Source organism: Kribbella pratensis (assembly GCF_004366075.1).
Classification (GTDB): domain Bacteria; phylum Actinomycetota; class Actinomycetes; order Propionibacteriales; family Kribbellaceae; genus Kribbella; species Kribbella pratensis.
This window is the reverse complement of sequence record NZ_SODU01000002.1, coordinates 200,265-225,651: the sequence shown is the minus strand read 5'-3', so window position 1 is coordinate 225,651 and position 25,387 is coordinate 200,265. Positions and strand designations below refer to the sequence as shown.

The 25,387-nt window shown below is 67.6% G+C and carries 24 protein-coding genes; 15 read left to right on the top strand and 9 right to left on the bottom strand.

All coding sequences use genetic code 11. The features are described 5' to 3' along the window. Nucleotides 1-7 precede the first annotated feature (7 nt). The 6 genes from EV137_RS15975 to EV137_RS15950 are packed head-to-tail and all read left to right on the top strand — an operon-like array spanning nt 8 to nt 7,019. Nucleotides 8-1,297, top strand: coding sequence for an ABC transporter substrate-binding protein (locus tag EV137_RS15975; RefSeq protein WP_134011829.1), 1,290 nt, complete (start codon nt 8-10; stop codon nt 1,295-1,297). After that, nucleotides 1,294-2,181, top strand: coding sequence for a carbohydrate ABC transporter permease (locus tag EV137_RS15970; RefSeq protein WP_134129831.1), 888 nt, complete (start codon nt 1,294-1,296; stop codon nt 2,179-2,181). The genes EV137_RS15975 and EV137_RS15970 overlap by 4 nt, the downstream gene beginning before the upstream one ends. After that, nucleotides 2,168-2,977, top strand: a complete 810-nt coding sequence (locus EV137_RS15965) for a carbohydrate ABC transporter permease (protein WP_134011832.1) — start codon at nt 2,168-2,170, stop codon at nt 2,975-2,977. The genes EV137_RS15970 and EV137_RS15965 overlap by 14 nt, the downstream gene beginning before the upstream one ends. Nucleotides 2,978-2,987: 10 nt before the next feature. After that, nucleotides 2,988-3,743, top strand: coding sequence for an SDR family NAD(P)-dependent oxidoreductase (locus EV137_RS15960; RefSeq protein WP_134129830.1), 756 nt, complete (start codon nt 2,988-2,990; stop codon nt 3,741-3,743). Between the two features lie 31 nt (nt 3,744-3,774). Beyond that, nucleotides 3,775-4,989, top strand: a complete 1,215-nt coding sequence (locus EV137_RS15955; RefSeq protein ID WP_134129829.1) for an enolase C-terminal domain-like protein — start codon at nt 3,775-3,777, stop codon at nt 4,987-4,989. Beyond that, nucleotides 4,986-7,019 carry a glucosidase family protein gene (locus EV137_RS15950; RefSeq protein ID WP_134129828.1) on the top strand — a complete coding sequence of 678 codons (2,034 nt, stop codon included), beginning with the start codon at nt 4,986-4,988 and terminating at the stop codon, nt 7,017-7,019. The genes EV137_RS15955 and EV137_RS15950 overlap by 4 nt, the downstream gene beginning before the upstream one ends. Nucleotides 7,020-7,035: 16 nt before the next feature. Here the strand turns inward: EV137_RS15950 and EV137_RS15945 are convergent, their stop codons facing one another. Further along, nucleotides 7,036-7,704, bottom strand: coding sequence for a GntR family transcriptional regulator (locus EV137_RS15945; protein WP_134129827.1), 669 nt, complete (start codon nt 7,702-7,704; stop codon nt 7,036-7,038). A 170-nt stretch (nt 7,705-7,874) separates the two neighbouring features. On the opposite strand from EV137_RS15945, the gene EV137_RS15940 reads away from it, so the two are divergent. Next, nucleotides 7,875-9,500 carry a phage tail tip lysozyme gene (locus tag EV137_RS15940; protein WP_238175355.1) on the top strand — a complete coding sequence of 542 codons (1,626 nt, stop codon included), beginning with the start codon at nt 7,875-7,877 and terminating at the stop codon, nt 9,498-9,500. A 19-nt stretch (nt 9,501-9,519) separates the two neighbouring features. Next, a complete protein-coding gene (locus EV137_RS15935; RefSeq protein WP_134011842.1) occupies nt 9,520-10,137 on the top strand; it encodes an S-layer protein in 618 nt (205 codons plus the stop codon). Between the two features lie 12 nt (nt 10,138-10,149). On the opposite strand, the gene EV137_RS15930 is transcribed toward EV137_RS15935, so the two are convergent. After that, on the bottom strand, nt 10,150-11,022 hold the full coding sequence (locus EV137_RS15930) for a dimethylarginine dimethylaminohydrolase family protein (protein WP_134129826.1): 873 nt from the start codon (nt 11,020-11,022) through the stop codon (nt 10,150-10,152). 155 nt (nt 11,023-11,177) lie between these two features. Here EV137_RS15930 and hisC point away from each other — a divergent pair, with 155 nt between their 5' ends. Both hisC and EV137_RS15920 read left to right on the top strand, forming a co-directional pair. After that, the gene (gene hisC / locus EV137_RS15925) at nt 11,178-12,257 is read left to right on the top strand and encodes a histidinol-phosphate transaminase (protein WP_134129825.1); all 1,080 of its coding nucleotides are present in this window, start codon (nt 11,178-11,180) and stop codon (nt 12,255-12,257) included. A 25-nt stretch (nt 12,258-12,282) separates the two neighbouring features. Beyond that, nucleotides 12,283-12,993: an SDR family NAD(P)-dependent oxidoreductase gene (locus EV137_RS15920; protein ID WP_166679902.1), complete on the top strand. Its 711-nt coding sequence runs from the start codon at nt 12,283-12,285 to the stop codon at nt 12,991-12,993. A 124-nt stretch (nt 12,994-13,117) separates the two neighbouring features. Here the strand turns inward: EV137_RS15920 and EV137_RS15915 are convergent, their stop codons facing one another. Further along, nucleotides 13,118-13,711 carry a hypothetical protein gene (locus EV137_RS15915; RefSeq protein ID WP_134011850.1) on the bottom strand — a complete coding sequence of 198 codons (594 nt, stop codon included), beginning with the start codon at nt 13,709-13,711 and terminating at the stop codon, nt 13,118-13,120. Nucleotides 13,712-14,180: 469 nt separating this feature from the next. Next, on the bottom strand, nt 14,181-15,119 hold the full coding sequence (locus EV137_RS15910) for an EamA family transporter (RefSeq protein WP_134011852.1): 939 nt from the start codon (nt 15,117-15,119) through the stop codon (nt 14,181-14,183). A 459-nt stretch (nt 15,120-15,578) separates the two neighbouring features. On the opposite strand from EV137_RS15910, the gene pdhA reads away from it, so the two are divergent. From pdhA to EV137_RS15895, 3 genes are read left to right on the top strand one after another with little or no spacing between them, the layout of a single operon-like run. Beyond that, entirely contained in the window at nt 15,579-16,742 is a 1,164-nt protein-coding gene (gene pdhA / locus EV137_RS15905) for a pyruvate dehydrogenase (acetyl-transferring) E1 component subunit alpha (protein ID WP_134011854.1), read from the top strand. A gap of 3 nt (nt 16,743-16,745) precedes the next feature. Next, complete coding sequence (locus EV137_RS15900; protein WP_134129823.1) at nt 16,746-17,720, top strand: alpha-ketoacid dehydrogenase subunit beta; 975 nt, start codon at nt 16,746-16,748, stop codon at nt 17,718-17,720. Further along, on the top strand, nt 17,720-19,117 hold the full coding sequence (locus tag EV137_RS15895) for a dihydrolipoamide acetyltransferase family protein (protein WP_202871010.1): 1,398 nt from the start codon (nt 17,720-17,722) through the stop codon (nt 19,115-19,117). Before EV137_RS15900 ends, EV137_RS15895 begins: the two co-directional genes overlap by 1 nt. Before the next feature lie 35 nt (nt 19,118-19,152). Here the strand turns inward: EV137_RS15895 and EV137_RS15890 are convergent, their stop codons facing one another. Both EV137_RS15890 and EV137_RS15885 read right to left on the bottom strand, forming a co-directional pair. Continuing rightward, the gene (locus tag EV137_RS15890; RefSeq protein ID WP_134129822.1) at nt 19,153-19,788 is read right to left on the bottom strand and encodes a hypothetical protein; all 636 of its coding nucleotides are present in this window, start codon (nt 19,786-19,788) and stop codon (nt 19,153-19,155) included. Beyond that, on the bottom strand, nt 19,782-20,102 hold the full coding sequence (locus EV137_RS15885) for a hypothetical protein (RefSeq protein ID WP_134129821.1): 321 nt from the start codon (nt 20,100-20,102) through the stop codon (nt 19,782-19,784). The genes EV137_RS15890 and EV137_RS15885 overlap by 7 nt, the downstream gene beginning before the upstream one ends. A 213-nt stretch (nt 20,103-20,315) precedes the next feature. Between EV137_RS15885 and EV137_RS15880 the strand changes: the two genes are divergently transcribed. Beyond that, nucleotides 20,316-21,146, top strand: coding sequence for an EamA family transporter (locus tag EV137_RS15880; protein WP_202871009.1), 831 nt, complete (start codon nt 20,316-20,318; stop codon nt 21,144-21,146). A 109-nt stretch (nt 21,147-21,255) separates the two neighbouring features. Here the strand turns inward: EV137_RS15880 and EV137_RS15875 are convergent, their stop codons facing one another. After that, nucleotides 21,256-22,092, bottom strand: a complete 837-nt coding sequence (locus tag EV137_RS15875) for a carbon-nitrogen hydrolase family protein (RefSeq protein ID WP_134129820.1) — start codon at nt 22,090-22,092, stop codon at nt 21,256-21,258. Between the two features lie 227 nt (nt 22,093-22,319). Here EV137_RS15875 and EV137_RS15870 point away from each other — a divergent pair, with 227 nt between their 5' ends. Further along, nucleotides 22,320-22,757, top strand: coding sequence for a hypothetical protein (locus EV137_RS15870; protein ID WP_134129819.1), 438 nt, complete (start codon nt 22,320-22,322; stop codon nt 22,755-22,757). A 99-nt stretch (nt 22,758-22,856) separates the two neighbouring features. Here EV137_RS15870 and EV137_RS15865 read toward each other — a convergent pair whose 3' ends face one another. Together EV137_RS15865 and EV137_RS15860 are read right to left on the bottom strand one after the other, a co-directional pair. Next, a complete protein-coding gene (locus EV137_RS15865; protein WP_134129818.1) occupies nt 22,857-23,459 on the bottom strand; it encodes a hypothetical protein in 603 nt (200 codons plus the stop codon). A 408-nt stretch (nt 23,460-23,867) separates the two neighbouring features. Continuing rightward, nucleotides 23,868-25,253: a S8 family peptidase gene (locus EV137_RS15860; RefSeq protein ID WP_134011866.1), complete on the bottom strand. Its 1,386-nt coding sequence runs from the start codon at nt 25,251-25,253 to the stop codon at nt 23,868-23,870. Nucleotides 25,254-25,387 lie beyond the last annotated feature (134 nt).

Genomic DNA, 25,387 nt, shown 5'->3' with positions numbered 1-25,387 from the left:
GCATCACATGCAACGCAACACCAACCGCAAGGCGCTGGCTGCCCTGGTGATCGCCGGCGCGCTCGCACTCTCTGCCTGTGGAGGCGGCGGTGGCGGGACCGCAGGGCCGGCCAAGGGTGAGGACAAGCCGGTCGACTCGCTGAAGTTCTACAACGACAAGGGCGGCTGGAAGGACGCGTTCACCCAGGTTGGGGCGGCCAGCAAGAAGGACATCGGCGTCGGCATGGAGCCGGTCGGGTACTCCGACTCGAACACGTACACCGCGTTCATCCGCTCCTCGTTCCGGACCAAGGAGAAGGCCGACCTGTTCACCTGGCACACCGGCAAGGAACTTCAGGACCTGGTGGACCAGAAGCTCGTTGCCGAGACCACCGACCAGTGGACCAAGGCAGTTGCTGATGGCAACATCCCCGAGCAGCTCAAGCAGTACTTCACGTACGGCGACAAGCAGTACTGCGTCCCGCTGAACGCCGGCTACTGGGTGATGTACTACAACAAGGCCGTCTTCAAGAAGGCCGGCATCACCCAGACCCCGACGACCTGGGCCGAGCTGACCCAGGTGGCGGACAAGGTGAAGGCCGCCGGTGTGAAGCCGTTCTACCAGACCAACATCCTGTTCTCGTTCGTCTGGTTCGAGACGCTGCTGGCCGGCAAGGACCCGGACCTGTACGACGCGCTCGCCGCCGGTAAGGCGAAGTACACCGACCCGGGTGTGGTCGAGGTGATGAACGAGTGGAAGAAGATGATCGACGCCGGGTACTTCAGCGACCCGGGCGCGAAGACCGAGCCGCAGGCGCAGCTGAAGAACGGCGACGTCGCGATGATCAACTTCGGTACCTGGTTCAGCGGCAACCTGAACACGCTGAAGATGAAGGCCGGCACCGACTACGACTTCTTCGTGATCCCGAACGTGAACCCGGACCTGCCCAAGACCTCGATGATCTTCGAGACCGGCCCGGTCTGCTCGGCGGCGGCCGGCGAGCACGCGTCGACGGTGAAGAAGTGGACCGACTGGTGGGTCACGCCGCAGGCGCAGACCGCCTGGGCGAACTCCCGCGGCGACCTGTCGTTCAACCCGAAGGCCGAGGTCAAGGACCCGGCGCTGTCGAAGCTGAACAAGGACGTCGGCGGCGACGGGTACCGGCTGATCAACCGGTGGTTCGAGGCGACGCCCGTGCCGGTTGCGAACAAGGCGCTGGAGGTGTTCGGCGCGTTCGTGACCAAGCCCGGTGACCCGATGCCGGGCCTGCAGAAGATCCAGGCCGAGGCGGACGCGTACTGGGCCAAGCAGAAGTGAGCAATCAGGCCCTTGACCGGACGGGGGCGCGTAAGGCGCCCCTGTTCGGCCTACCAGCTGTAGCGGTCGTAGCACTCCTGTTGTACCTGCCGTTCCTGTGGACGACGTACGTCAGCTTCACCGACTACGACGGCCTGGCGTCACCGGTGTGGTCCGGGCTGGCCAACTACAAGGCGATGTTCAGTGACCCCGATCTGATCGGCGCACTGGTCAACACGCTGCTGTGGGTGGTCGGCATGGTGACACTGCCCGTGGCGCTCGGCCTACTGATCGCCGTACTGACCTACGGGCACAAGTGGGGCACGTGGTTGCGGCTGCCGTTCCTGCTGCCGTACGCGATCTCCGGTGTGGCCGTTGGAGTCATCTGGGGCTTCGTACTGCAGCCGGACGGCGCACTTGGTCAGGCACTCGGGTTCTTCGGGCTCCCGGGTGCCCACACCGGCTGGCTGCAGGCAGGTCCTGGCAACACGCTGATGATGATCGTCGCGGTCACCTGGCAGGCAGCGGGTGTGAACGCGCTGCTGTTCGTGGTCGGACTGCAGTCGATCCCGGCTGAGCCGCTGGAGGCTGCGAGGCTGGACGGCGCGGAGGGGTTCAGCCTGTTCCGCCACCACCTGTGGCCGCAGCTCCGCCCGATCACCACCGTGGTCATCGGGCTCTCGATCGTCGGCAGCCTGAAGACGTTCGACGTGGTGTGGGTGATGACGCAAGGCGGCCCGGGTACGTCGTCCGAGACGCTGGCACTGTCCATGTACAAGGAGACGTTCGTGCTGAACGACTACGGACAGGGTGCGGCGATCGCGCTGTTCCTGAGCCTGGTCACCTTCGCCGCCTCGATCCTCTACCTCCGTTACCAGTTGGGGGACGCGCGTGAGCAGGGTTAAGACCGCAATCCTCGTCGTACTCGGGCTGATCTGGCTCGCGCCGATCTATCTCCTGGTCGTGAACGCGTCCAAGTCCGTCGACGGGTACGACGCGAAGACGGTGTGGAAGCCGGCGGGGTTCTCGTTGTTCGCGAACTTCGGTGACGCGTGGAGCAAGGCGGCGCTCGGGGACACGTTGGTCGCGACCACGATGTACAGCGTGATCGCGCCGGTGGTCGCGGTGCTGATCGGCTCTGCGGCCGGGTACGCGATCGTCGTACTGCGGTTGAAGCGCGGCTTCCTGTGGTTCGTGTTCATCTTCGGCGGGACGATCTTCCCGCTGCAGATGATCCTGATGCCGTTGTTCTCCGGGTACGCGAACTCCGGGCTGTACGACACCCGGATCGGGATGATCATCGTCTACACCGCGATCAGCGTGCCGTTCTCGGCATTCGTGATGCGGAACTTCTTCACCGGGATCGCGCGCAGCGTGTTCGAGGCCGCGGTGGTCGACGGCGGCGGGCTGTTCCGGATCTTCCGCAGCATCTACCTGCCGATGGCGGGGTCGGCGCTGGCGGCGATCTTCATCCTGCAGGCGACGTTCGTCTGGAACGACCTGCTGCTCGGCCTGACCCTGAGCCAGTCGGACTCGGTCCGGCCGATCATGCCGGCCCTCACCGGCCTGCAGAGCACGTACGGCGGGGCCTCGCTCCCGACCGTCCTGGCAGGTGGCCTGCTCGTCTCGCTGCCCACGGTCATCCTCTTCCTCGCCGCCCAACGCTTCTTCTCCCGGGGCCTCGCCCTGGGCCAGTTCTGAGAGGACACATATGAGTAGCCGCACAGTCGTCGTGACCGGCAGTGCCGCTGGCATCGGACGGGGTGCAGTCGAACGCTTCGTCGCCGCCGGAGACCGGGTGATCGCCCTGGACCGGGACGCGGAAGCGCTGTTAGCCCTGGGTGATCAGGTGACAGGCGTGGTTGTGGATGTCTCCGACCGTGAGGCTCTCGCGGCCGCTGCGGACGAGCTCGGCGCGGTGGACGCGCTGGTCTGCGCCGCCGGGATCCAGCGCTACGGGACGGTCGTCGACACGCCGTCGTCGGTCTACGACGAGGTGATGGCGGTGAACGTCGGCGGCGTGTTCTTCGCGTGCCAGGCATTCGTCCCACGGATGTCGCGCGGCGGCAGTGTCGTCGTGGTGTCGTCCGTGCAGGCGTATGCGGCGCAGACGGGTGTCGCGGCGTACTCGATGGGCAAGGGCGCCTTGCTCAGCCTCGTACGGGCGATGGCGGTGGATCACGCTCCGGACGGGATTCGCGTGAACGCGGTCTGCCCGGGGTCGGTGGACACGCCGATGTTGCGTACGTCGGCCGCACAGTTCGCCGGCGACCGGACGACGGACGAGGTGGTCGCCGAATGGGGCCGCTCGCACCCGCTCGGGCGGGTCGCGACACCGGAAGAGGTTGCCGAGGTCATCTACTTCCTGTCCTCGCCGGCCGCGTCGTTCGTGACCGGGGCGGACGTGAAGGTCGACGGTGGGCTGACCGCCGGGCTGGCCGTCGTGCTGCCGGAGGACGCGAAGTGAAGCCTGACTGGGGCGACGGGGTGGGGGAAGCATGAGAATCGTCGACGTACGCGCGACCACGGTGACGATGCCGTTGGAGGCGCCGCTGCGGCACAGCAACGGAGCGCACTGGGGACGCTTCGTGCGGACTGTCGTGGAGGTCGAGGCCGACAACGGGCTGATCGGACTCGGCGAGATGGGCGGCGGCGGGCAGAGCGCCGAGGCCGCGGTCACCGGGCTCAAACCGTATCTCCTCGGTCACGACCCGGCGCGCACCGAGGCGCTGCGCTGGATGCTCGCCAACCCAACAGCGAGCTTGTACAACAATCGCACCCAATTGCTGGCCGCCATCGAGTTCGCCTGCCTGGACCTGCAGGGCCGGGAGCTCGGCGTGCCCGTGCACGCGTTGCTGGGCGGGAAGGTGCGCTCGCACGTGCCCTTCGCCAGCTACCTGTTCTTCCGGCATCCGGCCGAGGACGGCACAGGCGAGATCCGTACGGCGGAACAGCTCGTAGCGCACGCCCGCGAGCTGGTCGACCAGCACGGGTTCAGCGTGCACAAGCTGAAGGGCGGCGTGTTCCCGCCGGATTACGAACGCGAATGCTTCCGTGCGCTGGCCGAGGCGTTCCCGGGCCACCGCGTGCGGTTCGACCCGAACGGCGCGTTCAGTGTCGAGGAGGCGATCCGGTTCGCCCGCGGGATCGAGGACCTCGACAACGACTACCTCGAGGACCCGACCTGGGGCCTGAACGGGATGCGCCGGGTCCGCGAGAAGACCCCGATCCCGCTCGCGACGAACACCGTCGTGGTGAACTTCGAGCAGCTCGCCGCCAACGTCCGCGACCCCGCGGTCGACGTGATCCTGCTGGACACGACGTTCTGGGGCGGCATCCGGCCGTGCATCAAGGCGGCCGGTGTCTGCGAGACGTTCCAGCTCGGCGTGGCGGTGCACTCGTCGGGCGAGCTCGGCATCCAGCTCGCGACGATGCTGCACCTCGGCGCCGTCGTACCGAACCTGTCGTTCGCGGCGGACGCGCACTACCACCACCTGCGTGACGACATCATTGCCGGCGGCAAGCTTCCGTACGCCGACGGCGCGATCGCGGTCCCCGATGCACCCGGCCTGGGCGTCGAGCTGGACCGCGACAAGCTGGCCGAGTACGCCGAACTGTTCCGCGAACTCGGCTCGTACCCCTACGACCGCGATCCGGCCCGCCCGGACTGGTACCCCCTGCTCCCGAACACCGATTGGGCCGACCCGTCATGACGATTCCGCGTTCTGCCGATCTGGCGAGCGACGTTCTTGTCCACACCTACGACGACATGTTCAACCCGCCCGGGCTGACGAACTTCCTGGGCACGGCGCAGGTCGACCACGACGTCGTGGCGATCAGGAGCGTCAACTTCCCGCCGTACTCGCACGGCGACACCATCACCGGGCAGCTGTACGTCGACGGACGCCTGGCGCGCTCGTACGGCGGGACCGTGGAGGTGGTGTGGCGGCCGGACTGCGTCGTCCGCTCCACCACCGTCGACGGCCTCGACCTCCGCACGACCACCGCCTGCGCTCCGGGCAGACCAGCCGTCGTCGTCCAACTGGAAGTGTCAGGGTTACCGGGGCGGTCCGTCCGACTGGGACTTGCGCTGGCCAGTACTGCGACGCGCTCGCCGACGGGCTGGTTGCGCCCGGAGCCGCCGTCCGAGCCCAACACGCTGCAGGTTGTGGACAATCGGGTTGTCGGTACCGGCGAGTCCGGATCGGCCGTGAGCGTGCAGGGTCTCGATGTGCCCAGCACTGTGGACAGGGCGATGCTCGAGGCAACGGTCGTGCTGGACGAGTCGGGGCGCGGGCGGCTGTCCTACGTGCATGTGCTGGCGGGGACACTGGAGGAGGCGACGGAGCACTTCGATGTCTGCGTGGCCGACGTACCCTCCGTGATCGCGGTCGCGGAGAGCATGTGGGACGTGGCGCTCGCCGACGCGTTCGACCCTCACAGCGACGGGTTCAGCGGTTCGTTGCCTGTACTGGAGACGTCGAACGAGGCGCTGCGAAAGCTGTACTGGTGGGGTGTGCTGGGTGTCATCTGGTTCCGGAGGGACAACCCGGCCAGTGTGATCGGGCGGACGTACGACACGTTGATGCCGCGGTACTGGCAGACCACGACCTTCATCTGGGACTACAGCCTGTCCTCGCTGACGCATGCGCTGCTGGACCCGGAGCCGATGCGAAAGCACATCGAGCACTGGATCGACCTGGACACGCACAAACACTTCGGCACCGAGTGGCTGACCGGCGGACCGGTCGGCTACTGGTACTCCGTGAACGACTTCGCCATGACCCGGCTGGTGCGCGACTACGTGCGCTTCACCGGGGACACGGCGTTCCTGGACGTTTCCGTTGGCCCGAAGCCGGTCGGGGAGCACGTGCACGACTGGGCGACCGCCTGGCGCGGACTGCGCGGTGAGCACGCGCTGGCCGACTACGGCGGCATCGACAACCTGCTGGAGTGCGTGAGCAGCTACGTGCACGAGGTGGCCAGCTTCAACGCCGCCAACGTGTGGTGCATGCGGGTAGCGGCTGAGATCGCAGACCGCTCCGGTGACGCAGACCGTGCTGCTCTGCTTCGCAAGGAGGCGTCCGCGCAGGCAGGCCACGTCAACGAGCTGTACGTCGAGGGCAAGGGCTTCTGGCACGCGCGGCAGCCGGACGGCACGCTTGTCCCGGTCCGGCACTGCTACGACTTCAACATCGTCGGTACGACGATCCCGGACGACCTGTCCGAGTCGCAGCGCGCCGAGATGGTGTCGTTCTTCCAGCGGGAGCTCCAGACGCCCACCTGGATGCGCGCGCTGTCGCCGTACGACGCGGATGCCGCGTTCAGCGTGCGGCCGGACCACCAGTGGAACGGCGCCTACCCGGCGTGGCCGGCCGACGCCGGTCGCGCACTGTTCGCGCTCGGGGGCGGCGACGTACTGCTGGACTGGCTTCCGGGTCTGGCCAAGTCCGCGAACCAGGGCCCGTGCGGTCAGGCGCACTTCGTCGAGGAGGCACAGCCGCCGATGGCGGGGGGAGCGCGGAAATCGCCGCCGCAGTTCCCGTACCTGATCGACTGGTCCTGCTCGTCGTCCGGCGCCTGGGTCAGCCTGGTCCTGGAGGGCGTCTTCGGCATCGAGGTCGCACTGGACGGCACCGTGACCGCGAGCCCACAGGTCGCCGCACTCGACCCGAACGCCCGCCTGACCGGCCTCCGGGTCGGCTCGAAGACGTACGACGTGACGGCGGACGGACTGGTCTGAGACGCAGCGGGACCGCTCAGGCCGGCGGCATCGCGATGGCCTCGAGGAGGGACTCCTCGGCGCCGGCGAGGTGCCGGCGGAGCTCTTCGACGCACTCGTCGAGCTCGCCCCGCTCGAGCAACCGGACGAGTTTGCGGTGGGACGCGACCTGCTGGCGCGCGTCCTGCCGCAGCGCGTCCACCCGGGCCAGCGCGAGCCGCGCCTCGCCGGTGATCGAGTCGGCGGTCGCGATCAAGCGTTCACTGCCGGTGAGCGCCACCAGGCTGCGGTGGATGGCCAGATGGGTCTCGGTCAGGGCCTCCGGGTCGGCACCGTCCCTGGCGGTCGCGGCGAACACCCGCATCGCCTCCCGGACCCGCTCCCGGGCCGCCTCGTCGGCGTCGTACCAGGCCCGGATCCCGGCGGACTCGAGCACGAACCGGGCTCGGCAGATGTCGGCCACCGCGTCGGGGTGCAGGATCGCCACGCTGACGCCCTTGTTCGGCTCGCGGACCGCGAGGCCCTCGGTGACCAGCATCGTCATCGCCTCGCGGATGGTGCTGCGGGCCACCCCGAGCGCCTCGGCGAGCGGCTGCTCACGCAGCGGCGTACCCGGCTCCAGATCACCGGCGAACAGGGCGGCGCGCAGCGCGTCGACCACCCGGTCCACCGTGGTCGAGCGGTCCACCCGCAGCCGTTCGTACATGGTGTGATTCTCGTCCAGACCCGGTCCGTTGTCGCGCCCGACCCGGCCCGGACGGGCGGCCTGTGGATAACTTCCGGCAGATGACCCGGTTTTCGGGCAGCATTTCCCTGGTGGCGCCACTGCCCGCGGGCCCAGCGCGGGAAGCCACTTGAACCAGCGAGGAGCAGAGCGTGGGAAAGATCAGTCCGCTTCAGCTCCTCGGTGCGGTCGGGCTGGTGCTGTTGCTGCCGTTGATCATCGTCCTGCTGATGCTGCTCGGCGTTCTGAGCGGGCTGGACTCGGCCGAAGCGCAGTGCGCGCAGCACAGTCAGGACCAGAGCCTGATGGGCTGGCCGACGGATCGGCACCAGATCGACGGGGACTGGACCATCTTTCACCAGGGCTACGACTTCCAGGTGAAGGAGGACGACAAGGTCTACGCCTCGCAGGACGGCAAGGTCGTCATGGCTTCGGGGAACGAGGTCCGGATCCGCCTGGAGAGCGTCGAGACGCGGTACAAGTTCCTGAAGACCATCACCGTCAGCAAGGACGCCGACGTCAAGCGGGGCGACCCGATCGGCACCGCCGGCATCGGCAGCGAGGGCACCGACGCCAACGGCGCCCCGATCGGTGTCGCCGGCGCGCATGTGCACTGGGAGATGTGGGCCGACCAGGAGAACAACAACAAGTGGTCCATCGTCCCGAAGCCGGAGGAGAACCCGTTCGAGCTCGACACCTCGAAGGGCGGTGGCGGCTGCAGCTGCGTCGACGGCAACCTCTCCGGGGCCAACAACCAGCAGAAGGCCTTCAACTTCTTCGTCCAGAACGGCTACTCCAAGGAGCAGGCTGCGGGCATCGTCGGCAACATGATCGCCGAGTCCAGCGTGGAGCCGGCTCGGCTGCAGAACACGGCGCCGGGCGTCGTCACCCCGCCGGACAAAGTGGTGAACTCCCCGCTCGGCTGGGGCATCGTGCAGTGGACACCGGCCGGCAAGATGATCAACCCGTCCCGCGACGCCGGGGTCCAGGACGAGCAGATCGCCTCCCTGGGCTACCAGCTGGAATTCCTGATCAAGCAGCTCAACGGCGACGGACCCCTCGGGGAAGGGGCGGCCGGGCGCGCCATCAAGTCGGCGACAACGGTCGAGCAGGCTGCGTACGAGTTCGGCGACAAGTTCGAGCGGTTCGGCGGACACGAGAACCCGAACCACCCGACGTACGCCGAGCGCAAGGCGAACGCGCGGCACGTTTTCGACCAGTTCGCCGGTTCGGCGCCGGCGTCGGGCGGGGACGCGCAGACCGCCGGTACCGGCGGGTGCGGCGAAGGCAGCGGCAACATCGCCGAGGTCGCGAAGAACCTGGCCTGGCCCGAGGACGGTCACGACGGCGTCGACGCGAGCATCGCGAAGAAGGAGTACGTCGATGCGATGGAGAAGTTCAACGACGGCTCCAGCGGCATCGACCCCTACAGCGACTGCGGCCGCTTCGTCGCGACGGTGATGCACATGAGCGGCGCCGACAAGGACTACCCGAACGTCGGAACCGACGTTCAGCGGACGTATCTGGAGAGCTCCGGGAAGTACGACTGGTGGCACGGGGAGCCTCCGGGCGGCATGAAGCCGGGTGACATCCTGAACGGGCCCGGTCACACCTACCTCTTCGTCGGTCCGTGGGGTAAGGAGGGCGGCGGTTACAACGCGGCCTCCGCCTCCCTCCACGGTCACGTACCGGAGGCAGGCCACCTGTACGACGTCGGCGGCGGTTCGGGCAACTTCACGGTCTACCGGCTGAAGAACGCGCCGAAACCGGCGAGCTGAGCAAGGACGGGAGCAGCGGATGCTGGATGAGAACCGGCGGCCCTTCATGGTCGTCGTGGTCGTGCTGGCGGTCGTCCTGATCGTGATCGGCGGCGTCGTGCTGTTCCGCGGCGGCGGATCGGAGACGACGCTGACCGTGCAGTCGATCCCGAACGACCTGACCCTGAAGCTGGACGGCCACGAGATCCCGGCGAACGGCGAGGTCAAGATCAAGGCAGGCACGCACACCCTGGAGGGTTCGCGGCGCGGCTTCCAGAGCTACACCCAGACGTTCACCTCGGGCAGCGACCGGCTGAGCTACAAGATGTTCCTCTACGCCAACAGCGCCGAGGGCCGGGAGTGGGCCAAGAACAACCCCGAGCAGCAGCGTGAGGCCGAGGCCGAGGCCGGCCGGAGGTACGACGAGGTCCAGGCCCGCCTCAAGCAGAAGTACCCGATCCTCAGCCAGCTCCCGTACGTCGGCGACGGCTTTCAGGCGACGTACACCAAGTCCAAGAGCGACCCGACGAACCCGGAGGCGATCTCGATCGTCATCGAGGTCTTCGGGCCCCAGGGCAGGACGAAGGCCCTCCAGTGGATCAAGGGCTACGGCTGGGACATCGACACCCTCGACATCATCTGGACCACCGGCAAGTAGACGCCGCGCAGGTCAGGCGGGGAGGACGACCTCCCCGCCCGGCGTGCCGATCCGGGACAGCGGGAAGTCCAGCGGGTTCGTCAGGCACCGGATCGAGCCGCCGCCCTTGTGGAACTCCGACAGGTCCAGGACGACGACGCGCAGCCCGAGACCCGTGAAGACGTCGTGCAGCCGCGGCGAGCAGGCCGGCATGATGATCGTCTCGCCGACCACGATCGAGTTCGCGCTGAACGCGAACGCCTCCTCGTCGGTGAGCACGATCGGGTCCGGGACGATCCCGGACAGCTCCGCCTGGCTGGCGGCGTCGAACGCCGGCGGGTAGATCATCGCGTGCGTGCTGTCCACCGGGCAGAACGGCAGGTCGAGGTGGTACATCCCCTCGTGGGCGATGCGCAGCCCACGGACCCGGATGTTCCACTCGGTCGCGAGGTGCTTGAGTGCCGCTTCCTCGGTCCGTGGCCCGTACCCGACGACCAGGCTGTCGCCGAACACGAACGCATCCCCGGACTCGAAGTGCGGCCCGACGCCCTCACTGCCGGTCCGGTCGAGCCGGAACCCGGCCTCGGTGAACCAGTCGGCCGCGCTCAGCGACTCCTTGCGGCGCGGCTCGAACCGCATGTGCGAGAGCATCGCGCGGCCGTCCGCGGCGGCCAGTCCGAGGTTCATCGCGTACACCATGTCCGGCGAGTCGGCTCGCTGCGCGAGGACCTCGACCTCGCCTCCGGCGTCCACGATCGCCTGCCGCAGCGACTCCCACTGCTTGAGCGTCAGTGCCGGGTCCGGCTGGTCGTGTGTCGACATGTACGGGTTGATCACGTAGTCGATCCGGAAGTGGTCCGGCCGGACCATCAGATAGCGACGACCCCACTCCAGCGGCTGCCCCATGAACCCCTCCTGACGACGTTTCGGATCTTGCCAGATCCCCTGATTGTCCGACAATCAGTCAGTTTGAGGCTCGAGGTTTCCGGAGTCAAACGGCGTGCTGTACGTCGCTTGCCGGAGGGTGGTTCCGGGGTGCGGGTAAGGACTAACCTGCGGGCATGACCCCTGACAACGAGGTTCGCTTTCGCGCCTGCCTGGACGATGTCGCGGCTTACAAGCCGGGTCGTCCGCCGGAGCGCTCCGACGGTCGCCCGACGTACAAATTGTCCAGCAACGAGAACCCGTACCCGCCGCTTCCGGGTGTGCTGGCCGCCGCGACCGAGGCCGCCGCGCAGATGAACCGGTACCCGGACATGGCTGCCGTCGACCTGCTCGAGGCGCTGTCGGACCGGTTCGGCGTACCGGTGAGCGACCTCGCGGTCGGGACCGGGTCGGTCGCGCTGCTGTACCACTTGCTGCAGGCGACGGTCGCCGAGGGCGACGAGGTCGTCTACGCCTGGCGCTCGTTCGAGGCGTACCCGATCGCGGTCCAGCTGACCGGCGCGACGTCGGTCAAGGTGCCGCTGACCGCCGAGGCCCGCCACGACTTCAAGGCGATGGAGGCCGCGATCACCGACCGCACCAAGGTCGTGCTGGTCTGTACGCCGAACAACCCGACCGGCCCGGTGGTACGACGCGACGAGCTGCTCGCGTTCCTCGACGCCGTACCGTCGAACGTGCTGGTCGTGATCGACGAGGCGTACCGCGAGTTCGTCCGGGAGACCGACGTCGTGGACGGGGTCGAGCTGTACCGTGACCGGCCGAACGTGCTGGTCCTGCGGACGTTCTCGAAGGCGTACGGGCTGGCCGGGTTCCGGGTCGGGTACGCGATCGGTCACCCGGCCGTTGTCGGGGCGATCCGGAAGTGCGCGCTCCCGTTCGGCGTCAGCTACGTGGCCCAGGCGGCGGCGATCGCGTCCCTCGGCGTCGAGGAGGAGCTGTTGGAGCGGGTCGACGCCCTGGTCGAGGAGCGTCAGCGGGTCGTCTCCGCGCTCCAGGCCGCCGGCTGGGACGTCCCGGAGTCGCAGACGAACTTCGTCTGGCTCGAGCTCGGCGAGGACACCGTCCGGTTCGCCGAGGCTGTCCAGGCCGAAGGTGTCTCGGTCCGCCCGTTCCCCGGCGAAGGCGTCCGCGTCACGATCGGCGAACGCGAGGCCAACGACCTGTTCCTGAACGTCGCCCGCACCTGGCGCCAGTGACCGTCGGCGGACGGGGTTCCTGCCGGTGAGCGCTCTCGTTTGGATCTCGGGTGCTTCGGCCGGGATCGGCGCCGCGCTCGCCGCGACGGTGCCGTTTCCGGATGCCCGGGTCGTGGACATCTCACGCCGCGGCGGTACGCCGGAACACTTCAAGGCGGACCTCGCGGATCCCGCCGACTGGTCCCGCGTCGCGGAGCACTTCACGGACGAGCTGTCGACGTACGACGGTGACCGCGTCGTCTTCATCCACAACGCCGGCACGATCACCCCGATCGGCCCAGCGGCTGGAGCAGATCCCGACGACTACACCCGAGCGGTCCTGCTGAACTCCGCAGCGCCCCAGGTCCTCGGGGCCGCGTTCCTCCGGGCGTCCGCGCACCTCACGTGCGAGCGCCATCTGGTGATGCTCTCCTCCGGTGCCGCAACAACGGCGTACTCCGGCTGGTCGTCGTACAACGCCGGCAAGGCCGCCGTAGAGCACTGGGTCCGCACCGTAGGCCAGGAACAACCCACCGACGGCTGCCGCATCCTCGCCGTAGCCCCCGGCGTAGTAGACACCGCCATGCAATCCGAAATCCGATCCACCCCCGAAGCAGACTTCCCCGCCGTAGCTCGCTTCCACACCCTCAAAGCCACCGGCTCCCTCACCACCCCCGAGGCAGCAGCCACCGGCATCTGGTCCCTCCTGCCCCGGAACCTCCCCAACGGCACCTGCACAGACCTCCGAACCCTCTGAGGCCAGGCACAAAGAAGCGGCGCCGGGAGGAGTGAGGCTTGCTCCCGGCGCCGCTTGTGTTGCTCCGAATCAGTCAATCCACCGAGGTGACTGGTTCGGGTCCCGCATCACTGACCAGGGAGGGTCAGTTGTTCTGCTCGTTGCTCTGCTCGCAGGTCTTGAGCGAGTCGACGGAGTTGCCGTCGTTGTCCAGGCCCAGGATGCCGGTCGGGTTCGACAGCGGGACAGTGCCGCCGATGCCCGTGATGTCGACCTGGTTGTGGCAGACCTGCCACGGACCGACCTTGTTGTCGGACACGGACACGACACCGTTGCCGTCGGCCTTGTACCACTTGCGGTTCTGCTCGTTCTCCTGCTCGCAGGTCTTGACGGCGGTCACGCTGTTGCCGTCGTTGCCCCAGCCGATGATGCCGGTGATGTCGTTGGCCGGCACGGTGCCGCCGATGCCGGTGCCGGCACCGAGGTTGTGGCAGGCCTGGAACGCGCCGAGGTCGTTGCGGTCGATGGCGACCAGCGAGCCGTCCTTGTGCATGCCCCACCAGCGGGCGTGGCCGCCGTCGTAGCCCTTGCTGGCCGAGGAGACCGCGTCGGCCAGGCCGGTGACCTGAGCCTTCTGCTGGGCGTCGTCGAGAACGTTGGCGCTCACGACGGTGGCCAGACCGAGGGTGGCGACAGTCGCCACCGCTGCAGCGGCGACGATCTTACGAGTTACCTGCATTATGCCAGGTTTCCTTTCGGGTTTTGACGGATTCGTCTTAGTGCTAACGACACCTGGCACAGGCGGTTACAAACTTTTTCGTCAACTATTTTCCGGGTACGGACATGCATAGTAGTCCGGTGATGAGTTCCCTGACGGAGCAGCAAACCTCGTGCTGACCAGGCAACTTGCCGGTGACGGTAGTGAGTGGAAGTTGATACGGAAGGTCCCGTAACCGAGCTCCCGGTACGTCGTTGAGTCAGCGCGGGTGACGGAAGCCCGGCGAATCGGAAGATTGTTTCGGTGGGCTCGGTGGCTGCCGAATTGGCAATAGCACGATTCGTCGGAATATGTTGGAACCATTGCCGGAGATTCGTGCCGTGTTTTTCGGGGCACGGCGCGACCGGCAGCCAGACCCGCTGCCGCGCGCATCGGCAGCGGTGGGAGACCCGGGTCCCTTGGGCCCGGGTCTTTCCTTTTCGTACGGGCGCTACGAGCGCCGGCGCTCCGAGGTGACCACGAGCGCAACGCCGACGATGATCACCGCGCCGCCGAGCAGGATCTGCCAGGTCAGGCTCTCGCTCAGGATCAGCCAGCCGAGGAACACCGCGACCGCCGGATTCACGTACGCGTAGGTGCCCACCAGCGAGATCGGCGCGTTCGCCAGCAGATACGAGTACGCCGTGTACGCGAGCAGCGACCCGAACACCACCAGGTACGCGAGTGCGATCCACCCGGATCCCTGGATCCGGTCCAGGTGCAGCCGCCCCGGCTCTCCTCGCAGTACGCCGAGCAGCACCATCGCCGTACCGCCGAAGACCATTTCGTAGAGCGCTGTCACCAGGGGATCCCGCGGCAGCCCGAGTTGCGGCGCGTACCGCGAGCCGGTCGCCCAGCAGATCGTGCCGACCACCAGGATCGCCACCGACAGCGGCTTCGCGCTCGTGTTACCACCTGACAACGCGAGCAGCGCCGCGCCGCCGAACCCGATCAGTACGCCGACCCACGTCATCGCCCGCGGTCGCTCGCCGCCGCCGACGCGCAGCAGCATCAGCCACAACGGGATCGCGGCGACCAGCAACGCGGCCAGCCCGGACGGCACCGTCTGCTCCGCGATCGCCACCGCCCCGTTGCCGAAGGCAAGGAGCAGGACCCCGACCGTGGCCGCGCCGATTGCCTCGCGGCGGGTGATCCGCAGCCGCTGCCAGCCCGACTTCACGGCCAGGCCGGCGGCCATCAGCAACGCGGCGGTGAGGAAGCGGGTGGCCATCCCGAGCATCGGCGGGATGTCCGCCTCCACCACGACCCGGATCGCCAGGTACGTCGAACCCCACACGACGTACACGACGGCGAGGGCGGTCCAGATCATCGCGCCGGAGGCCGTCCGGGAACCGGACTCGACCACTTCGGCGGGAGCGGACGCGGCCATCGGGACCTCCTCGAGAGGGGTGTCAGGGGTGTTTTGCAAGAACGATGCTTACGCTATGGCTCGCGACGGCTCCCCGCAAGGCGGTATCCGGCCACCGATCCACGGATTCCCGCCAGTTCGGCGTACGTCGAGACCCATTTGTGACACTTGATGTCGAGATGCCAGATCTCTGTTATATGAGCGTGCCGATAGGACCAGTGGATGGACTGGTGTCTCACCGGAGGACCGATTTCGGTACCGCCGTACCCGCCGGAGTCCAGACAGTTAGCGAATCAGGCACCTCGTCGGTACGGTGTCCGGCAAGATGGGAGTGAGACCAGTGAGGAGGTCCACTGCCAGCAGTGCATCAACCCCTGGAATCACGCGGACCAGCCTGCGAAAGCCTCATCCGGCGCACCGGGCCGGCCCCGTGCAACGTTGCGGTCGCGGCGATCCCGCGCTCGAACCCGAGGAGTGCATGTGAGTGAGTCGGTGCCGGGCCCTGCCCCGGAAGTGTTCGCGCCCCACAAGGCGCCGGTCAGTCCGCCCCAGGCCTCCGAGGAGGTCGAGTTCGTCCAGCTCCTGACGCCCGAAGGCGAGCGCGTCGAGCATCCGGACTACACGTTCGACCTGGACGACGAGACGATCAAGGGCTTCTACCGGGACATGGTCCTGGTCCGCCGGATCGACACCGAGGCGACCGCCCTGCAACGCCAGGGTGAGCTCGGGCTGTGGGCGTCGCTGCTCGGCCAGGAGGCCGCGCAGATCGGCTCCGGCCGGGCTCTGAACAAGAAGGACATGGTCTTCCCGACGTACCGCGAGCACGGTGTCGCGTTCTGTCAGGGGGTCAACCCGCTGAACCTGCTCGGCCTGTTCCGCGGCGTCGACCAGGGTGCCTGGGACCCGAAGGACAACAACTTCCACCTCTACACGATCGTGATCGGCGCGCAGACGCTGCACGCGACCGGGTACGCGATGGGCCAGCAGCGCGACCACGCGATCGGTGACGCCGAGAACGGCGAGGCCACGATCGCGTACTTCGGCGACGGCGCCAGCAGCCAGGGTGACGTCAACGAGGCGTTCATCTGGGCCTCGGTGTTCAACGCGCCGGTGGTCTTCTTCTGCCAGAACAACCAGTGGGCGATCTCGGAGCCGATCGACCGGCAGACCCGGATCCCGCTGTACCAGCGCGCCGCCGGCTTCGGCTTCCCCGGAGTCCGCGTCGACGGCAACGACGTACTCGCGACGTACGCCGTCACCCAGCAGGCCCTGAAGCGGGCCCGCGAGGGCAGCGGTCCGACGCTGATCGAGGCGTACACGTACCGGATGGGCGCGCACACCACGTCCGACGACCCGACGAAGTACCGGCTCAACGAGGACCTCGAGCACTGGAAGCTCAAGGACCCGATCGAGCGCGTACACGCGTACCTGAGTCGGCACGCCGCCGTCGACCACGACTTCTTCGACGAGGTCGAGGCCGAGGGGAACAAGATCGCCGCCGAACTGCGGGCCGGCTGCCTCGCGCTGCCGGACCCGGTGCTCACCGACTTCTTCCAGAACGTGTACGTCGAGGAGACGCCGCAACTGGCCGAGCAGCGGGACCAGTTCATTGCGTACGCCGCTTCGTTCGAAGGCGAGGGCTGAGCGATGACCAAGATCACTCTCGGCAAGGCCATCAACGCCGGACTCCGGGCCGCGATGGAGAAGGACCCGAAGGTCGTCGTGATGGGCGAGGACATCGGCAAGCTCGGCGGCGTGTTCCGGGTCACCGAAGGACTGCAGAAGGACTTCGGCGAGGACCGGGTGATCGACACCCCGCTCGCCGAGTCCGGGATCATCGGCACCGCGGTCGGCCTCGCACTGCGCGGGTACCGGCCGGTCTGCGAGATCCAGTTCGACGGCTTCGTGTTCCCGGCGTACGACCAGATCATCAACCAGGTCGCGAAGATGCACTACCGGTCGATGGGCAAGATCACCATGCCGATCGTCATCCGGATCCCGTACGGCGGCGGTATCGGCGCGGTCGAGCACCACTCGGAGTCGCCGGAGACGCTGTTCGCGCACGTGCCGGGCCTCAAGGTGATCTCCTGCGGCGACCCGGTCGACGCGTACTGGATGATCCAGCAGGCGATCACGTCCGACGACCCGATCGTGTTCTTCGAGCCGAAGCGCCGGTACCACGAGAAGGCCGAGCTGGACGAGTCCGTGCCGCCGATGCCGCTGCACAAGGCGAAGGTGCTCCGGGAGGGCACCGACGCGACGCTGCTCTGCTACGGCCCGATGGTGAAGACCTGTCTGCAGGCGGCCGAGGCCGCGGTCGAGGACGGCCGCAACCTGGAGGTCATCGACCTGCGGACGATCGCGCCGTTCGACCTGGCGACGATCTTCGCCTCCGTCAAGAAGACGCGGCGTGCGGTTGTCGTGCACGAGGCGCCGTACTCGTTCGGTCCGGGTTCGGAGATCGCGGCGCGGGTGACCGAGGAGTGCTTCTACCACCTCGAGGCACCGGTGCTGCGTATCACCGGATACGACACCCCGTACCCGCCGTCGCGGATGGAGGACGACTACCTTCCGGACCTCGACCGGGTGCTGGACGGCGTCGACAAGGTGATGGGGTACTGATGGGCATCCAGCAGTTCCGCCTCCCCGACGTCGGTGAAGGACTCGTCGAGGCCGAGATCGTCAGCTGGAAGGTCAAGCCCGGCGACACGGTCAAGCTCAACGACACCGTCGTCGAGATCGAGACCTCGAAGTCGCTGGTCGAGCTCCCGGTTCCGTTCGCCGGCGTGGTCACCGAGTTGCTCGTGCCGGAGGGCGAGACGGTCCCGGTCGGTACGCCGATCATCTCGGTGCAGACCGAGTCCGCCGAAGCCCTCGCCGACGACATGGTTCCGACGATCCCGGAGCCCGAGGAGACCGGCGGCCGCACCGCGGTCCTGGTCGGCTACGGGCCGAAGACCACCGACGCCAAACGCCGCCAACGCAAGCCCGCAGCCTCCGCCGGCCCGACTCCGGCTGCCGCGGTAGCTGCGGTGCCCGCGGCTGCCCCGGTAGCTCCGGTTCCCGCGGCTGCCCCGGTTGCCCCGCCCGCACCGGCGGCGGTCCCCGCTCCGGCGCCGGTTGCTGGGGGCAACGGGTCTGTTCACGTGTTGGCGAAGCCGCCGGTGCGGAAGCTCGCCAAGGATCTGGGGATCGATCTGGCTGTGGTGCCGGCGACCGGCCCAGGTGGAGTGATCACACGGGCCGACGTCGAGGGTTACGCGGCGGCGCCTGCGGTTGCGGACGTTCCGGCGTACGAGCCTGCTCCGGTTGTCAGCGGCCGCGAAGACACCCGCGTCCCGGTCAAGGGTGTGCAGAAGGCGATGGCGCAGGCGATGGTTGCCAGTGCGTTCACCGCGCCGCATGTGACCGAGTGGATCACCGTCGACGTCAGCGCCACCATGGAACTGGTCGAGCGGCTGAAGTCCGACAAGGCGTTCAAGGATCTGCGCGTCTCGCCGTTGCTGATCGTCGCGAAGGCGGTCACGCTGGCGGCCCGGCGTACGCCGATCATCAACGCGGCGTGGGACGAGCAGGCGCAGGAGATCGTCTACAAGGGCGCGGTCAACCTCGGCATCGCCGCGGCCACCCCGCGCGGGCTGATCGTCCCGAACATCAAGGGCGCCGACTCGCTCACCCTGCCCGACCTGTGCCGGGCGCTGAACGACCTGGTCGCCACCGCCCGCGAGGGCAAGACCCAGCCGGCGGACCAGGCCGGTGGATCGTTCACGATCACCAACGTCGGCGTGTTCGGCGTCGACGCCGGTACGCCGATCATCAATCCGGGCGAGGCCGCGATCCTCGCCTTCGGCGCGGTCCGCAAGCAGCCGTGGGTGGTGGACGACGAGATCGTCCCGCGCTGGATCACCACGCTCGCGCTGTCCTTCGACCACCGCCTCATCGACGGCGAGAAGGGCTCCACCTTCCTCGCCGACGTCGCCGGCATCCTCGAGGACCCGGCCCGCGCCCTGATGTTCTGACCGCCGGCAGGCCCGGGTGCATCCGCCCGGGCCTGCTATCCCCAGGGATCCTCTGAACGCCAGCGCCGGCCCGCCATGGACGGCCGCCCGCGCCGACCCACTGTCATCGAGTGGAAGGCGGCACGCCAGCTTCGCGGCGGTTGGTGGAGCGTTCGCAGTACGTCGTCTGCCAGCCGCTCGGGCGCTTGATCGCCGATCGGGAACCGCAGGAAGACCTGGAACTGCTCGTCTTTCACGAACAGCGCTACCAGGAACTTCCGCGGGTCCTGATGATCGACCGCCGCCCAGCTGAGCTCCATACCTGCTGGGATGAAGCGCTCGCGATCGACCGCCTCGATCACCAACCGCGCCGCGGTGTCCGCCGGCCGCTGCCAGCTCCGGTCGTTGCCGATCCGTTCGACTTCGGCGTCGTACTGCGCGGCGTCGAAGGACACCCCATGACCCAGCGGCGGGTCGACGTACCAATCCCAATGGACGGCCATGCCCAAACGCGTGATCCGGGCCTCGGTCGAGCCGCAACCCGATTCACCGCAGGTGCAGCGAGCGACCACGACGTGGCGCGGCTCGGTGGTCGCAACGAGCTGGTTGGTGGGGACGAAGAGGTTGAACGGGTGCATGCCCATTCCGGCGCCCGCCTCGGTGATCTCCAGGTCGTTGACGTGGATCAGCACCTCGCTCGGCGTGATTTCGAGGCGGAGCGTGTCGGTGGGAAGGCGGGCGACCTCGTGCCGCTGACGTGCTGACCGGGCGACGCTTCGGGGCGCGGGACCGAGAGTTCGTCGAGCGCGTCGAGCAGGAGCCGGCGAAGTTTTCTGATCCGGTCCGACTGCGACGCGGCGGCGAGTTCTCGCAGTCCGGGGGAGTCGAGGCCGTCTGTGAGGGCATGGGTTGCGGTCTCGATCAGGCGGGTGGAGTTGGCCCAGTACGGGTCCGCGGAGCAACGGGCGGCCGCGTCGTACAAGCGCTCCGTAGGCGAGGTCTCCACCAGACCATGATGAGGGTTGCCCGCTCGTGGCGACCGGCTCTTCGCGGCCGAGTGCTGCAAGCTCGACAGGTAGTGCACCGGCGAGACGCTGTACGCACGGACGCATTCACGCTCAGGTGCACTACCCGGCCGGGTGACACATCCTGTCGAGCTGCAGATCACACCGAGCCTAATCCGCTGACTGTGTCGGCGGGACGGTGAGAGGGTGGTGCGGTGCTGGTGATCTTGGTGGTGCTTGGGGCGGCGGTTCTGCATGCAACGTGGAACGCGATGGCTCACGGGGCGCCGGACCGGGTTGCCGGATTGGCGTTGTTCGAGCTTGCGGCGGGGGTGATCGGGCTCGTCGCGGTGCTGGTGATGGGGCTGCCGCCCGCCGGGACGTGGTGGTACATCATCGCGTCCGCGTTGCTGCACCTCGCGTATCTCGGTGGGCTGCTGGCGTCGTACCAGCTGGGTCAGTTCAGCCAGATGTACCCGTTGGCCCGCGGTACGTCGCCATGGGTCGTGGCCGTGGTGTCCATCGTCGTACTGCACCAGACCCTGGCCGTACTCGAGTTGGCCGGCGTACTGCTCGTGTCGGCCGGCCTGATCGCGCTCGTGTTCATCGGTCGCCCGGGGCGCGGTCAGGTCCCGGCGCTGTTCGCGGCGATCGGGACGGGGCTGATGATCGCGTCGTACACGGTCGTCGACGGGGTCGCCGTACACAAGATGCCGGTGGCGACGTACATGGGCTGGGTGTTCATGCTGCAAGGGTTCGCGGTGCCGTTGGCGGTCCTGTTCTGGCGCGGCCGGCAGGCGTTCAACCTGCCCCGCCCCGCGATCCTCTCCGGGCTGGCCGGCGGCGTCGTCTCGATGGCCGCGTACGGACTGGTCCTCTGGGCCCAGACCCGCGGCACCCTGGCCGCGATCGCCGCCCTCCGCGAAACCAGCATCATCTTCGGCGCCATCATCGGCGCAATCTTCTTCCACGAACGCTTCGGCCCCAAACGAGCCGCCGCCGCAGCCGTAGTAGTCGCCGGCATCGTGTTGATCACCACCGGCTAACCGCTCCTCGCCCGCCGAGTCGTGGGAATTGGCTGAAGATTCGAGCCTCGATCCACGACTCGGCGATCGGGGTCGGAGCCAATCGCCACGACTCGACGACGGCCGGGTTTTACAGACAGGTGCGGTCGGTGCTTCGTGGATCGTCCACCCGCTGGCTGCGGTAGATCTGACCGTGCATCGCACTGTCGCGCCATGGTCGGGCCTTCTCGAACCACATGTCGAAGTCGGGCCGGTTCAGGTCGGCGTACACCACGCCTTCACCGCCGTCGAGTTGCGCGAGGTAGCGACCGTCCGGACCGATCACGCCGGAGTTCATCAGGTGCGCGGTCTGCGAGGGCAACGCCATGGCGACCCAGTACGTGTTGATCGAGGCGTGGGCGCGCGCCTTGGCCTCGAAGACCTCGTCGACGGGATAGGCCGACAGCAGCAGGCAGTCGACGCCGAGTTCGCGGTACTGCGAGAACAGGTCGGGGAAATTGATCTCGATACAGATCGCGCACCCGAACCGGAACCCGTCGACCTCGAAGACAACCGGGTCGAACCCAGGGCTGTAGAAGCTCGTGATCTCGGTGTGCGAGCAGAACCGCTTGTCGTAGCGATCGACGACCTTCCCCTCGTCCGAGATCACGTAGAGGCTGTTGTGCGGCCGGTGTGGTGGAGTCAGCGGGTGCGCGGAACCTAGTACGACCCAGATGCCCAGCTCGGCGGCCAGTACGGCGGTCTGCTCGAGTTCGTCGCGGACCGCCGGCCAGTCGACGTCGCCCCAGTCCTGGATCTGTTCCTTGGCGTATCCGGACAGGAAACCTTCGGGGAACTGCACCAACCGAGCTCGCTCACTCGCGGCATCGCGCATCAGCCGCCGTACCGTGCCGCCGTTGTGGCGGATGTCCGCGGTGGCAGTCGTCTGAGCGACCGCGATGCGAAGGGATTGCCTGCTGTTCGTCACTTCGTCCTCCGTGCCCCGGCACACGGCTTCCCCAGCAACCACGTCCGAGACGGTAGGACCAGCGATAACGACCCGAGACCAAGGTCCCTTTGCCTTCACAGAGGACCGCGCTGGGGACGATCAACGAAGGTGAGGCGCAGGCCACGCCGCGACACATCGTGCCGCCTCTCCCGAACGCGCGTCAACCAAGACATCGTCAAGTACGACCGCTTGGCTAGCATCGACCCGTGGCAGTGACGGCGTCTGGGGTGTTCCGGCGGACCGCGATCGAGCGGGCAGATCAACGAGTCTCCTGGGAACGAACGGATCAGGCGTTCTTTTCGAGTGGGGCATGCCATGTGCTGGCCTGGACGTGCAGGGATTTCTATCCCGATCAGGGGATCGCCTTGGCGGCGCTGTACCTGGGTGACTTCGAGCATCCGCTACATGTGTACGCGAGGTGGGGCAGGTGGGTGTTCGATGCGTCGGGTTGGAACCTCGAGTCCGAACTCCTGCAGGCCAACAGCGACTTCGAGGGCCTCCCCGTCCGTGAGGTGGAGACGATCAGAACTGACCTTCGGGAGTTCTGTGAAAAGCACGTCCATCGACAACCGCACCAGTACTGGGCAGATCCGACAGAACGCGCCCGCGCCTACGTGGCCCGATACAACCCACCCTGGCTCTAGGGGCCTTCGCTCGTGCCAGCCATGAACCAGGTCGCCGACGGCTAGGGACGTCGCCTCCGTGGTTGGTTCCTGATCCCAGGCGTCGACAAGTCGCCGCGTTCAGGCCACGAAGGTCGGATCGTCGTAGCCCATGTCGCGCATCTTCGCGGCCGAGAAGACGATCATGATCTCGTCGCCCGCCGTGAACGCACGTTCCATCGACGGATATTGCGGGCTCGCGGCCGCGAACCAGACAGGACCGGCGCTGAAGTCCAGGCGCAGAGCAGTAGGAATCTCGACGACACGAGCAGGCTCGACCACCTCGCCGCTCGCCAAGGTGGCTGGACCAAGTTCGATCCGCTCCCACGATGTCGTCGTCCGCAGTACAGGGGTGTCCAGGATGCCTGTCCAGCGGGATTCGCCATCGGGGCCGATTCGTTCCGGCCCGTTCTCTCCCAGAACAAGATGGCGTCCGATGGGTTCGGCGAAGACCTCGACGCCGTAGGGGTAGAAGGTGCTGGTCCATGTGACGGTCACGGGGCCGGCGTCCGTAGAAAGTTGCACACCCATGACGGCGTGATGCCAGTCGCCGTAATCCCACCGGGCCGGCTCGGGACCGTAGTTGTGGATGTCCCAATAGTCCACTGCGTGGATCCGAAGCCCTTCAAGCGCGTGCACCTTCCGATGAAAGGCGACCCGCGCGTCGGCATCGTTGACAGTCACGAGCCCATGATCCCGAATCGCGGGCCGCTGGATAGACGAAACGCACCCTCATGCCGCAATCCGCGCTGTCTCGCGAGCGGAGAGATGACTGTGCGCGGACTCCTACGGATCAGAAGGTGCGGGTTGGCGGGCGGTAGCCCGCAACTCCGGCGGTAGCCGGAAACGGATGTGCCGGCGCTAAGCCGGAGGATGGGCGGCGCGTAGCGCTGCGACGGAGGAGCCGTGCGTAGCACCGCGTGGGATGACCACAGTTTCCTCGGCAATCCACATCTCTTCGTCGCCGGCAAACCTCAGTTTCCCGGGCTAAACCACAGTTCGCCGGCAGACCACATTCCCGGCGAACCACAGTTCCCGGTGAGCCAGTTCCTGCGGTGAGCGGGGGTCCCGGGCGGGGGACCCCCGCTCGGTTCAGGGGGTTACGGCGTCTAGGGCGTCGGCGATGCCTTCGCCGTAGAAGGCGTTGTTGGCGGTGGTGCCGGTGCAGCGGGGGTCGGGGGTGGTGGGGCAGGCGGTGTCGTCCGCTTCCTGGTGGAGGGCGCGCTCGATGTCGCGTGGGCCCCACCACGGGTGGGTGGACTTCATCAGGGCCGCGATGCCGGTGACGTGCGGCGACGCCATCGACGTACCGCTGAACTTGGCGTAGCCGCCGGGGACTGTGGACAGGATCGAGCTGCCGGGGGCGGCGACGTCGATCTTGTTCAGGCCGAAGTTGGAGAAGCTGCTCTTCACGCGGGCCTGCGTGGTGCTGGCGACGGTGATGACGCCTGGCAGTTCGGTGGGCATGTCGAGGCAGTCGTTGTTGATCGTCCGCGTGACGGCGGTCGAGTCGTTCGGGCTGTTGGCGTCCGTGGTCTTGTTGGACAGGTCGTAGTTCGAGTTACCCGCCGCCGCGACCGAGAGGGTGCCCTGGTCGGTCGCCCACGCGTACGCGCGCCGTACGGCTTCCTGCACCGCGCCCTGGTCCCCGTTGTCATTGCACCAGAACTCGTACGGGTCGATGAAGTAGCTGTGGTTCGTGATGGCCATCCGGTGCTGGGCGGCCCACACGATCCCGCAGATCGAGTACTCCGGGTAGATGAAGCCGGCGTCGTTCACGACCTTGACGGATGCGATCCGTACGCCGGGTGCGACTCCGACGATCCCGACGCCGTTCCGGGCCGCGGCGACCGTGCCGGCCACGTGCGTGCCGTGCGCGCTGGTCGTCGGCCGCCAGGCGCCCGTGGTGGTGTCCGGTACGCCGTTGTTCACGCAGCTGACCGAGTCCGCCGCGTCGAAGTTCGGCGCGAGGTCGGGGTGGGTGTCGTCGACGCCGCTGTCGTTGATGCCGACCAGCACGTTCCGGGAGCCGTCGGTCACCGCGTGCGCCTGGTCCGCCTTGATCTGGACCATGTCCCACTGCTCGCCCTCACGCGGGTCGGCGACCGGGGTCGCGTCGGCGAGGTCGTTCGAGTTCAGCCCGCCGGGGCCTTCGCTGACCGCGGCGGTCCGGGTGGCGCCGACCGACTGCACGTCACGCGAAACGCGGACGTCGGTCTTGAAGTCGGGGTTCGTCGACTGCGCGATCACCACGCCGAGCTGCCGGTACGAGACCAGGACGGTTCCGCCGGCCGCTTTTACCGCATCCTCGGTCTTCCGGACGTGACCGGGCGTGGCCTTCGTGTTCACCACGTAGTTCATCAGCGGGCCGGGAGCCGGGTCGGCTTGCGCCGTGGTCGCGGCACCCAGCGACACACACGCCAGGGCGATGGCGGAGAGGCCGGCCGCCAGTCGGCGGGGGCGAGACGTTCGGGACAAGATGCCTCCTCAGGGCTGACCGGGCGGACGGGCCCGGTATGCCGAGACTTTAGGACGGATTCGCCACAGACGGAGTCCTTCATCCCCAACACACGGGAAACCCTGCATCACTCTCAGTTCCCCACATCCTGTGG